This window comes from Nitrobacter sp. 62-13 (genome assembly GCF_001896955.1).
Taxonomy (GTDB): Bacteria; Pseudomonadota; Alphaproteobacteria; order Rhizobiales; family Xanthobacteraceae; genus Nitrobacter.
In genome coordinates, this window is record NZ_MKRN01000002.1 from 1 (window position 1) to 11801 (window position 11801).

The 11801-nt window shown below is 64.3% G+C and carries 11 protein-coding genes and 1 pseudogene; 3 read left to right on the forward strand and 9 right to left on the reverse strand.

Going from position 1 to position 11801, the window contains the following annotated elements; translation table 11 throughout:
• The 5 genes and pseudogenes from BGN91_RS00065 to BGN91_RS00085 form a co-directional block, all read right to left on the reverse strand.
• A pseudogene (locus tag BGN91_RS00065) lies at positions 1–496 on the reverse strand (MFS transporter); the annotation flags it as partial.
• A gap of 28 nt (positions 497–524) precedes the next feature.
• A complete protein-coding gene (locus BGN91_RS00070) occupies positions 525–944 on the reverse strand; it encodes an MAPEG family protein (RefSeq protein WP_292609910.1) in 420 nt (139 codons plus the stop codon).
• A 34-nt stretch (positions 945–978) separates the two neighbouring features.
• Complete coding sequence (locus tag BGN91_RS00075; protein WP_292609912.1) at positions 979–1596, reverse strand: hypothetical protein; 618 nt, start codon at positions 1594–1596, stop codon at positions 979–981.
• A gap of 135 nt (positions 1597–1731) precedes the next feature.
• Complete coding sequence (gene guaB / locus BGN91_RS00080; RefSeq protein ID WP_292609914.1) at positions 1732–3228, reverse strand: IMP dehydrogenase; 1497 nt, start codon at positions 3226–3228, stop codon at positions 1732–1734.
• Positions 3229–3410: 182 nt separating this feature from the next.
• On the reverse strand, positions 3411–3659 hold the full coding sequence (locus BGN91_RS00085) for a hypothetical protein (protein ID WP_292609916.1): 249 nt from the start codon (positions 3657–3659) through the stop codon (positions 3411–3413).
• 122 nt (positions 3660–3781) lie between these two features.
• On the opposite strand from BGN91_RS00085, the gene BGN91_RS00090 reads away from it, so the two are divergent.
• Positions 3782–5254, forward strand: coding sequence for a DHA2 family efflux MFS transporter permease subunit (locus tag BGN91_RS00090; protein ID WP_292609918.1), 1473 nt, complete (start codon positions 3782–3784; stop codon positions 5252–5254).
• Between the two features lie 148 nt (positions 5255–5402).
• On the opposite strand, the gene BGN91_RS00095 is transcribed toward BGN91_RS00090, so the two are convergent.
• On the reverse strand, positions 5403–6083 hold the full coding sequence (locus tag BGN91_RS00095; RefSeq protein ID WP_292609920.1) for an RlmE family RNA methyltransferase: 681 nt from the start codon (positions 6081–6083) through the stop codon (positions 5403–5405).
• 209 nt (positions 6084–6292) lie between these two features.
• Positions 6293–7288: a Ppx/GppA phosphatase family protein gene (locus BGN91_RS00100; protein ID WP_292609973.1), complete on the reverse strand. Its 996-nt coding sequence runs from the start codon at positions 7286–7288 to the stop codon at positions 6293–6295.
• Between the two features lie 285 nt (positions 7289–7573).
• Here BGN91_RS00100 and BGN91_RS00105 point away from each other — a divergent pair, with 285 nt between their 5' ends.
• Both BGN91_RS00105 and BGN91_RS00110 read left to right on the forward strand, forming a co-directional pair.
• Positions 7574–8071 carry a YaiI/YqxD family protein gene (locus BGN91_RS00105; protein ID WP_292609921.1) on the forward strand — a complete coding sequence of 166 codons (498 nt, stop codon included), beginning with the start codon at positions 7574–7576 and terminating at the stop codon, positions 8069–8071.
• A gap of 4 nt (positions 8072–8075) precedes the next feature.
• The gene (locus BGN91_RS00110) at positions 8076–9890 is read left to right on the forward strand and encodes an ATP-binding cassette domain-containing protein (RefSeq protein ID WP_292609923.1); all 1815 of its coding nucleotides are present in this window, start codon (positions 8076–8078) and stop codon (positions 9888–9890) included.
• A 130-nt stretch (positions 9891–10020) separates the two neighbouring features.
• Here the strand turns inward: BGN91_RS00110 and BGN91_RS00115 are convergent, their stop codons facing one another.
• On the reverse strand, positions 10021–11253 hold the full coding sequence (locus BGN91_RS00115) for a TIGR03862 family flavoprotein (protein ID WP_292609925.1): 1233 nt from the start codon (positions 11251–11253) through the stop codon (positions 10021–10023).
• Between the two features lie 66 nt (positions 11254–11319).
• Positions 11320–11799 carry a MaoC family dehydratase gene (locus BGN91_RS00120; protein ID WP_292609927.1) on the reverse strand — a complete coding sequence of 160 codons (480 nt, stop codon included), beginning with the start codon at positions 11797–11799 and terminating at the stop codon, positions 11320–11322.
• Positions 11800–11801 lie beyond the last annotated feature (2 nt).

Genomic DNA, 11801 nt, shown 5'->3' on the forward strand with positions numbered 1-11801 from the left:
GTTTGGCCTTCAGCGTATTGACGCGCAGGTCGAGCGGCGCGCGGCTCGCCATCGCCGCGGCTTCCGCCGCACGGTCATCGCCGAAGATCTCTGCAAGATGGGGATCGAGCCATTCCGGATAATCCCCGGCGATATGCGCGGGCGCATCCGCGATGCCGCGCGAGGCCAGCGCCGCGCGTTCGGCGTCGGAAAGCGGTTCGGGCGCGAAGCGGCCGCCGTCGCACAGCGCCGCAATCGCATCGATGTCCAACCCCCGTTCCAGTCTCAGCATTCCGAGCAGACGCGCGCGGGGCGTGTCGTCGTCCATGATCCAGGCGCTGGAGGCCTGACGGCGCAGCACATCATAGACCAGCCCCGAAATCGCGGCGCGGTCGCCGGAGCCGGCGAAACGGTGCGCGGTGCCCCATTCCTTCAGCGCTTTCGCGGCCGGCACCCGCTGGCTGTCGATAGCCTCGATCACTTCAATGGCGGCGGAGAGCCGCGCGGCTGGCGTCATGGCTGACTTTCGATTGGAGACGCGGCGCTCACACGAGCAGGATGCGCAACGCGAAATACATCCACATCGCCATCAGCACCACCACTCCCGCGAACCACGCCATTCCCCGCTGCGGGACGTTGTTCGATGTCACGAAGATGCCGGCATGGACGAATCGCGTGAGGACAAATACCCAAGACAGCACGACGATGACAAGGTCGGCGTGACGCAGCGGCAACGCCAGCGCGATCAGGACATAAAACAGCACCGGCACTTCGAACTGGTTGCTGAAGCAGTTCGCGATCTGGGTGGCGCGCGCCGACCAGTTCGGTTCGCGAAGCGCGATGTCCTCGAACCGGGTCTCGCCGGACCTCAAAGACCTCGTCCGCGCGACCGCCATCCCCAACAACAACGCGAACGCGAGCCCGACGAGCACGAACACCGGCAGCAGTACCATCTGAACAGACATTTTTTAGCCCCGTTCGCGGCGCCGACAGAATCTTTCAAGCCGCGATCCTGGCCAGCACCTTGTCGAAAGCGGCCGTTGCGCTCTCCAGATCGTCGAACACGAGGCCGCCGTCGGCGGACTGCTTCTGGCCGTGGTTATTGCGGATGGCATCGACCGGCTCGCCGCGTTCAAGTATCGACTGTGGCGCGATCACGAAGAACTTGTGTTCCGAAATATCCTGATCCTTGGGCAGGAATACGCCGAGTGAAACGATATCGTTGCCGCGCCGATAGGAGATATAGCGATCGACGGCAACGAAACCCGCGCGCTGCAGTCCGCCGAGCTTGGCCTGGCCGTCGCTGCCGACGAGCTTGTGCGCGCGAAAACCCTTCACGCCCGCAGATTTCGCCTTCGCCGTCTCCTCGGACAGATCGTATTTCTCCGCCATGCGCCGGCCGACCACGGCGAGCTGCGCCGACATGTCGCGCTCGAAATCCTTCAGCTCGGTGCGCGGCTTTGCGGCCTTGCGCGGCTTCAACGCGTCTCGCTTCTCGAGTTCCGCCCGGCATCGCGCGGCGAGAGCATCGACCGACTTGCGCTCCGCATTGGCAAGCAGGTTTTTCAGATCGGAATCCGAAAGCGCTGCTATCCTGTCATCCGTCCACTCGATCATGTTTACAAATTCTCGGCTGAATGGAACCGTGATGCCATTCCAGGGAAACGAAGCAGCGGCCCCGAAGCAGGGTTGTAGCACGCCGACAGTAACGCGTTTTCGCGCCGCTGTGCGGCTCAATTTGGGCGATTTTCGTCAGGCGGCGCCGGGATAGTTCGGGCTTTCGCGCGTGATCGTGACATCATGCACGTGGCTCTCGCGCAAGCCCGCCCCCGTGATGCGCACGAAACGCGCCTTATCGTGGAATTCGGCGATGTTGCGCGCGCCGACATACCCCATGGCCGCGCGCAAGCCGCCGGCGAGCTGGTGCATGACGTTGCCGACCGGCCCCTTGTAGGGCACCTGCCCCTCGATCCCCTCGGGCACGAGTTTCAGCGTATCCTTGATGTCCTGCTGGAAATAGCGGTCGGCCGAGCCGCGCGACATCGCACCCACAGAGCCCATGCCGCGATAGGCCTTATAGGAGCGGCCCTGCCACAGATACACCTCGCCCGGCGTTTCGTCTGTGCCGGCAAGCAGCGAGCCGACCATGACGATGTCCGCGCCGGCGGCGAGCGCCTTGGCGAGGTCGCCGGAATACTTGATGCCGCCGTCGGCGATGACCGGCACGTCGGCCTTTTTCGCCGCATCGACGGCATCCATGATGGCGGTGAGCTGCGGCACCCCGACGCCGGCCACGATGCGGGTGGTGCAGATCGAACCCGGGCCGATGCCGACCTTGATGGCGTCGGCGCCTGAATCGATCAGCGCCTGCGCACCCTCGGTGGTGGCGATGTTGCCGGCGATGACCTGCACCGCGTTCGACAGCCGCTTGATGCGGTTGACCGCGTCCAGCACGCGGCTGGAATGACCGTGCGCGGTATCCACCACGATCAGGTCGACGCCGGCGTCGATCAGGCGCTCGGTGCGTTCGAAGCCCCCTTCGCCGACCGTGGTCGCCGCCGCGACGCGCAGCCGGCCCTGAGCATCCTTGCAGGCGAGCGGATGCGCCACCGCCTTTTCCATGTCCTTGACGGTGATGAGACCCACGCAGCGATATTGATCGTCGACGACCAGCAGTTTCTCGATGCGGTGCTTGTGCAGCATCCGCTTGGCTTCTTCCTGGCTGACGCCCTCGCGCACCGTCACGAGATTTTCATGCGTCATCAGTTCGGAAACTTTCTGGCGCGGGTCGGTGGCGAAGCGGACGTCGCGGTTGGTCAGAATGCCGACGAGCTTGCCCGGCGCGGTCGCGCCGCCGCCGGTCACCACCGGTATCCCGGAGAAGCCATGATCGGTCATCAGCGCCAGCGCATCGGACAGCATTGCGTCGGGACCGATGGTCAGCGGATTGACCACCATGCCGGATTCGAACTTCTTCACCTGCCGCACCTGCGCCGCCTGTCCCTCCGCATCGAAGTTGCGATGGATGACGCCGAGGCCGCCGGCCTGCGCCATGGCGATCGCCATCCGCGCTTCGGTGACGGTATCCATGGCCGACGCCATGATCGGGATATTGAGCGGAATGTCGCGGGTCACGCGAGAGCGGATATCGGCCTCGGAAGGCAGGATGTCGGATGCGCCGGGCTTCAGCAGCACGTCGTCGAAGGTATAGGCTTCCTTGATATCCTGAAATCCGTTTGCGCGCGCCATCGCCAACTCCATTGAGCGGCACGGTCGCCGCGGAACCTGTCAGGATGGAATTGACCGGCCAGCGACGCCGTGGCGTCGCCGTTCAATCGGGTTCCATCGACTGGGTTGGCGGTGGTCGATAGCACGGCAGCCTTTGGAATCAAAGCTTTTGACGGCCATGCAGAGGGTTTTCCCTCGAAGGTTCAGCGCGGAAAGCCGGGTGGCGGCCCATGCTCCCGGATCGCGTCGACCACCTCCCGGTGCCGGCGGTCCTCCCGCTTCATGTGGACCGCGATCAGGGCGTGGGCGGACGGCACCAAAAGCAGGATATGGAAAACCAGCCCGAAAATCGCGCAAAACACGATCAGGATCACGTTCAGGATAGCCGAGAACGGTTGCCCGTTGAACAACAGCCCGATCGGCGGCAGCAAGGCGGCAAGCACGTAGATCATGGTTTGGCCTCCCAAAACTCCACCAAGGATTTAGGAATACCTTCGCGCTTCGCAATAGCGCGCTGTCCCCATCGGTGTTACAGCCGCGCTCCGCCGTCCGCCTGCCCCGCCCGGTGCCCGCGATGAACAAGGAACGCCTGATCCCGCTGATCGTCGCCGCCGCGCTGTTCATGGAAAACATGGACTCGACGGTGATCGCGACCTCGCTTCCCGCAATCGCCGCCGATATCGGCACCAGCCCGCTGACGCTGAAGCTCGCGATCACGTCGTATCTTTTATCGCTCGCGATATTCATCCCGGCGAGCGGCTGGACCGCGGACCGGTTCGGCGCGCGTAACGTCTTCAGCGTCGCGATCGCCGTATTCATGATCGGCTCGATCGGCTGCGCGGTGTCGTCGTCGGTGACGGATTTCGTGGTCGCGCGGACCCTGCAAGGTTTGGGCGGCGCGATGATGACGCCGGTCGGCCGCCTGGTGCTGCTGCGATCGATCGACAAGAGCACGCTCGTCAGCGCGATGGCGTGGGTGACCGTGCCCGCCTTGGTCGGGCCGGTCGTCGGCCCGCCGCTCGGCGGCTTCATCACCACCTATTTCTCGTGGCACTGGATCTTCCTGATCAACATCCCGGTCGGCCTCATCGGCATCGTGCTGGCGCAACGCTACATCGATCCGATCCGCAGTGAGAATCCCGAACGCTTCGACCTCTACGGCATGGTGCTGGCCGGCGTCGGCGTCGGCGGCATCGCCTTCGGCCTGTCCGTCGCCGGCCTCAACCTGCTGCCATGGACGGTTGTGATCGCGCTGATCGGCCTCGGTTCGATCTCGATGACGCTTTATGTGATGCATGCCCGGCGCACCGACTCGCCGGTGCTCGATCTGACGCTGCTGCGGCTGCCAACGCTGCGCGCCAGCATCTACGGCGGATTCCTGTTCCGCCTCGGCGTCGGCGCGCTGCCGTTCCTGCTGCCGCTTCTGATGCAGATCGGCTTCGGCCTGTCGCCGTTCAGCTCGGGACTCGTGACGTTCTCGTCAGCCGTCGGCGCCATGGGCATGAAGACGCTCGCCGCCCGCATCATCCGTACCTTCGGTTTCCGCAACATCATGACCGTCAATGCGATCGTCAGCTCCGCTTTCCTCGCGGCCTGCGCGCTGTTCACCGTCACCACGCCGTTGCTGCTGATCATGATCATTCTCGTGGTCGGCGGGTTCTTCCGCTCGCTGCAATTCACCGCGATCAATACGCTGGCCTATGCCGACGTCGAGCCGGAACGGATGAGTCGCGCCACCACGCTCGTCAGCGTCAATCAACAACTGGCGATTTCGGCCGGCGTCGCGCTCGGCGCCTTCTCCGTGGAAACAACGATGCTGTATCATCACAGCACGGAGCTGACGGCTGCGGATTTCGGACCCGGATTTCTGGTCGTCTCGGTGCTGGCGGCGATGTCGTGCTATTATTTCTTCAGGATGCCCGCGGATGCCGGCCATCAGGTCTCGGGGCGGCGCATGGTGGTGATCTCCGATCCAACCCGCGAGTCCGAAGCCGAGGAAGAAGCCGCCCGCGAGACCGTCACCGCGCGGGATCAGAAATTGAGCTAAAGGATTTTTCGATCACATTGGCAATCTATACATTCTTCGTCATGGCCGGGTTTATCCCGGCCATCCACGTCTTTCTGCTGAACTGCCGTTAAGACGTGGATGCCCGCGACAAGCGCGGGCATGACGGCATCTATGCGGCAAAGACGCCTTACCGCCCCCCGCGAAATCCCGTCGCCATCACGTAGCGTTCCGACGAATCCTGGCGGCTCGCCGCCGGCTTCACATGGCGCACCGTCTGGTAATCGCGCTTGAGCTGCGCCAGCAGATCGGCGTCAGCCCCGCTCTGAAACACCTTCGCGATGAACGTCCCGCCGGGGCGCAGCACGTCAGCCGCGAACGCCGCCGCGCTCTCCACCAGACCGACAATCCGGAGCTGGTCGGTCTTGCGATGGCCGGTGGTGTTGGCCGCCATGTCGGACAGCACGACATCCGCGCCGCCTTCCATCATCGTGGTCAATCTTTCCGGCGCATCGGCATCAAGGAAATCGAGCCGGGCGAACGTCACGCCGACGATCTCCGGCATCTCGAGAAGATCGATGGCGATCACCTTGCCTCTCCCGTCGGCGGCGCCGACGCGCCTTGCCGCGACCTGACTCCATCCGCCGGGCGCCGCGCCGAGATCGAGCACCGCCAGACCGGGTTTCAGGAAATGATACTTGTCATCCATTTCGATCAGCTTGTAGGCGGCGCGCGAACGCCAGCCGTCGCGCTTGGCCTGCGCCACATAGGGATCGTTGAGCTGCCGCTCCAGCCAGAGCTTGGACGAGAGTTTTCTCTTGCCGCCGGTCTTGACGGTCACGCGCAATCGGCCGGTTGTGTCTTTCGCCATGTCTACCCTCACGTCCGGACTTTGATCCGGGCGTCCATCAAAAGAACAAAACAGCCCTGAGGCGCGCTTAGGAACCACCACGCTGGATGGTTTGCCGGATCATAGGTTAACGAAGGGACGCAGTTCTTCGAACTGCCATAGGCGAGCGAAGCGATGCCGTGCTTCGAAAAACTATGCCCGGCAATGACGAAGAACCATTCCTTGTTGCATCAATTCAGTTGAATGACGCCGTCCTCGCGCATCATTTCGACCAGCATGCCCTCGCGCAGGCCGCGATCCGCAACCCGGAGCCGCGGCAGCGGAAAGGCTCGCCGAATGGCATCCAGGATGGCGCACCCGGCCAGAACCAGATCGGCGCGTTCGACCCCGATACAGCCGTTGGCCACCCGCTTTTGATAATCCATGCCGCACAGCCGCGCGATGGCCTGGGTGATTTCGATGTCGTTCATCCAGATTCCGTCGACCTTGCGGCGGTCATAGCGCGCAAGACCGAGATGAAGGCCGCCGAGCGTGGTCACCGTACCAGAGGTGCCGAGAAGGTGCATCCCGTAGAGATTGAAGCCATGCTCGGCGGCGAACGCGCCAAGATTGGCCGTGACCTCCTCTATCATCGCTGTGTAGGACTGCGGCGTTACATCGTGTCCGCCAAAACGCTCGGCCAGAGTCACGACGCCGATCGGAATCGACATCCACGCCCGGGTATGCGGTTCGCCGCCTTCGCGGTCGCGCTCGATCCGGACCAGTTCCGTCGAACCGCCGCCGATGTCGAACAGGATCGCGCCGCGCGCTTTCGGATGAATCAGCGGCGAGCAGCCGACCACCGCGAGCGCGGCCTCCGTCTCCCGATCGATCACCTCGAGCTCGATGCCGGTCGCGGCGGCGACACGGCTGCGAAAATCCTCGGAGTTCGACGCCGCCCTGCAGGCTTCCGTCGCGATCAGCCGCAGCCGGCCCGCTTTCCTCGCACGCATCTTGTCGCGGCACACGATGAGCGCGGCGATGGCGCGTTCGATTGCCGCCTCGCTGATGCGTCCGGTGGACGAGATGCCTTCGCCCAGCCGGACGATCCGCGAAAACGAGTCGATCACGCGGAAGCTCCCGTTTGCCGGGCAGGCGATCAGCAAACGGCAGTTATTGGTGCCGAGATCCAGCGCGGCATAAACGCCGGAGCCGTCGACCGGCGAATCGACGACGGTCCTTTCCATGGTCAGGGCTGGTTCCGGCGGGCTGCTAAGCGGCTCGGGATCAGCGCAATGCAGCGTATCGTCGTTCATGAAATCGTCTTTCCGCGAGGGCAAACTTCAATTCGGAATACTCGGTCAACGAGCAATGCCTTTTCGCGGAAAGTTTAGCAGCGCAGACCGCCAGTGCAACCGGCCTCACCCGCCCTGATGGCTGGCCCCACCCCGCCCACGGCTCGACAAGCTATCGCACTGCAAAAAATCCGGTGTCGCAATCTTCGGTGACATGGAGTAACACGCGCTGCAACGATGCTCACAAAGCCCGATGATCCACCGTTGACCTCCATCCGTATCTATGTTGACGCCGATGCCTGCCCGGTGAAGGACGAGATCTATCGCGTCGCCGCGCGTCACGGCCTGTCGGTCAGCGTCGTCGCGGGCGGATATATCCGCGTGCCCGACGATCCCCTGATCGAGCGCATCGCCGCCGGGCCCGGCATGGACGCAGCCGACGACTGGATCGCGGCCCGCGCCGGCAAGAGCGATGTTGTCATCACGGCGGACATTCCGCTGGCAAGCCGATGCGTCAAGGCGGGCGCCAGCGTGATCGCGCCGAACGGAAAGCCGTTCACGGAGCAGTCGATCGGCATGACGCTGGCCGTCCGCAACCTGATGACCGACCTGCGCGCCAGCGGTGAGGTCACCGGCGGCCCGCGCTCGTTCCAGCCGCGCGACCGCTCGGCGTTCCTGTCGGCGCTGGACCAGGCCATCCGGCGCATCCAGCGCGCCCATGCGCAGCAGGGCTGAGACGATGGCGCCGCCGCTGATCCAGTTGAAGGATATCGCCCTGACGTTCGGCGGCACGCCGCTGCTGAGCGGCGTCGAACTCACGGTGTTCGAATCCGAGCGGCTATGCCTGATCGGCCGCAACGGCTCCGGCAAATCGACGCTGCTGCGGATCGCCGCCGGCCTGGCCGAGCCTGACAGCGGCAGCCGCTTCGTGCAACCGGGCGCCACGGTGCGCTATCTGCCGCAGGAGCCGGATTTCGACAAATTCCAAACTACGCTCGCTTATGTCGAGGCCGGGCTCGGCCCCGGCGACGACGCCTATCAGGCGCGCTATCTGGTCGAGCAGCTTGGCCTCACCGGCGAGGAAAACCCTGCGCATCTCTCCGGCGGCGAAAGCCGGCGCGCGGCGCTGGCGCGGGTGCTGGCGCCCTCGCCCGATATCCTGCTGCTGGACGAGCCGACCAACCATCTCGATCTCACGACCATCGAATGGCTGGAAGGCGAACTCGGCTCCCGCCGCTGCGCGCTGGTGCTGATCAGCCACGACCGGCGCTTCCTGTCCAACCTCTCGCGCAGCACCGCCTGGCTCGATCGCGGTCATATCCGGCAGATCGACCGCGGCTTCGCGAAGTTCGAGGAATGGCGCGACGAGGTGCTGGCCGAGGAAGAGCGCGACCAGCACAAGCTCGACCGCAAGATCGTCGCCGAGGAGCACTGGCTGCGTTACGGCGTCTCGGGACGGCGCAAGCGCAACGTCAAGCGGCTGGCGAACTTGCACGAACTGCGCCGGCAGCGACGCGACTATCGCGGCACCGCCGGCAGTGCGACCTTGGCCGCAGCGGAAGCCGACAAGTCCGGCAAGCTCGTCATCGAGGCGAAAAAAATCGGCAAGCGTTATGGCGAGCGGAAGATCGTCGACAACTTCTCGATCCGCATCCAGCGCGGCGACCGCATCGGCATCGTCGGCCCCAATGGCGTCGGCAAGACCACGCTGATCAACATGCTCACCGGAGCCGATGCGCCCGACAGCGGCACGATCCGGCTCGGCGCCAATCTCGAGATGGCGACGCTCGACCAGCATCGCGAAAGCCTCGACCCGAAATCGACGCTGGCGGAAGCCCTGACCGGCGGGCGTGGCGACCACGTCATGGTGGGCGGCACGCCGAAGCACGTCGTCAGCTACATGAAGGATTTCCTGTTCGCGCAGGAGCAGATGCGCACGCCGCTCGAAGTGCTGTCCGGCGGCGAGCGCGGCCGGCTGATGCTGGCGCGCGCGCTCGCAAAGCCGTCCAACCTGCTGGTGCTGGACGAGCCGACCAACGACCTCGATCTGGAAACCCTCGACGTGCTGGAAGACATGCTCGGCGACTACGAGGGCACCGTCATCCTGATCAGCCACGATCGCGACTTCCTCGATCGCGTCGTGACCTCGGTGATCGTTCCCGAAGGCGATGGCCGCTGGATCGAATATGCCGGCGGCTACACCGACATGCTGGCGCAACGCGGCGCCGACCTGAAACGCGAGGTGTCAAAATCCGCGCCGGTGCCCGAGGCAGAGCGCCCGGCGAAGGCAGCGCCTACGGCCACGCCCGGCAAGCGACGCCTCACCTTCAACGAAAAACACGCGCTGGAGACGCTGCCGAAATCCATCGCGAAACTTCAGGTCGAGATTGCAAAGCAACAGCAACGCCTGGAAGACCCGAACCTTTACGCGACTGATCGCGCAGCCTTCGACAAGATCTCGCTCGCGCTGACCAAGGCGCAGGAGGAGTTGCAGCAGGCCGAGGATCGCTGGTTGGAGCTGGAAATGCTGCGGGAGGAGATAGAGGGCGTTTGATTATAGCGTTTTCGAGCGAAGTGGACACCGGTTCGCGTGACGAAAACGCGTTGAAACAGACTGGTTACTTATCCTTTTGTTTGAGCATGATCTTTTCCGAAAACCGGTTTCCACTTTTCGGGATCATGCTCTAGCGTCGCAGCCATTTCAGCGCGCCGCGCCCGGCAGCTGCACCGGTCGCGAACGACGCCTGCAACAGATACCCGCCGGTCGGCGCTTCCCAGTCCAGCATTTCGCCGGCGGCGAACACGCCCGGCAGCCGGCGGATCATGTAATCCTCATCGAGCTCGCTGAACGCAACGCCGCCGGCGGTAGAGATCGCGCGCGCGAGCGGCGCCACGCCGGTCAGCGAGATCGGAACGGCACGGATCATCGCCGCGAGCACAGGCGGCGGCATCGATGCCAGGCTATCGCCGGCGGCTCTCGCTGCTTCCTGCAACAGGCCGATCGCAACGGGCGAAAGACCGGCGGCCTTGCGCAGCCAGTTCGAAACAGATTGTTTCCCGCGCGGTGCGCTCATGCGGATCGCGAGTTCAGCCGTCGCAATATCAGGCCGAAGATCGATATTCAGCGCGGCGCTCCCCGACGCGCTGATGTGCTCTCGCAGCATCGCCGAGAGGGCGTAGATCGCGCCACCCTCGATGCCGCCACGGGTGACGAGGACCTCGCCGCGCATGGTGTGCGAGCCGAACGACAGCGCGACATTCTTCAGTGGCTGGCCTTCGAAACGGTCGCGGAAAACGCCGCTCCATTCCACGTCGAACCCGGAATTGGCCGGCTGCAGCGGCGCGATGGCGATGCCCCGGCCCGCCAGCCGTTCGACCCACGCGCCGTCCGAGCCGAGCCGCGGCCAACTCGCACCGCCGAGCGCCATGATCGTGGCGTCGGCCGTAATCGCGCGCTCGCCTCCAGGCGTCTGAAATTCAAGACGGCCGTCGCCATCCCATCCGCTCCAGCGATGTCGCAGCGCCAACGCGACGCCGATCGAATCGAGCCGCTTGAGCCACGCGCGCAGGAGCGGCGAGGCCTTGAGCGTTTTCGGAAACACCCGCCCGCTCGATCCCACGAATGTCGGCTGTGCGAGATCATCGGCCCATTGTCTCAACGCTTCAGGCTTGAACGCATCAATGGAGGATTGCAGGTGCGACGCCGCCGCGCCATAGCGCGTGAGAAATTGCGGCAGCGGCTCGCTGTGCGTCAGATTGAGCCCGCCGCGACCCGCCATCAGGAACTTGCGGCCCGCGGACGGCATCGCGTCGAACACGGTCACGCGCACGCCGCCTTTCGCGAGAACCTCCGCAGCCATCAGCCCGGCAGGACCGGCGCCAATAATCGCGGCTTGGACATGGTGAACGTCAGGCATGCGATGGATATGCCTGACTCAACCGCATACCGCCATAACCCGTAACGTCACGACGCAGCGTCGCCGTCAGGAAAAGTGCAAAACGGCAAGCCAGTCGGCGACAAGCGCCGACCGCTTCCCGCCCTCGATCTCGACGCTGACGGCGGTGCGCGACAGCAGTTCTCCGGGTTTGCGAAGCGATGCCTCGGTCAGCATGAAGCGGCCGCGGACACGCGAGCCGGACTTGACCGGCGAGATGAACCTGAGGCGGTCGAAACCGTAATTGACCCCCATGGTGACGCCCTCGACTTGCGGCATCACCTCGTATGACATGACGCTGAGCAGCGACAAGGTCAGGAATCCATGCGCGATGGTGCCGCCGAACTGCGTTTCGCGTCCGGCCCGCTCCGGATCGACATGGATGAACTGATGGTCGTCGACCACGTCGGCATAGGCATCGATCCGCTTCTGGTCGATCAGGTGCCACGAGGAAACGCCGATCTCCTGCCCGACCATTTGCCGATAGGCATCGAGCGAAACCGGCGTGTTCTTCCAGACGTCATTCACAA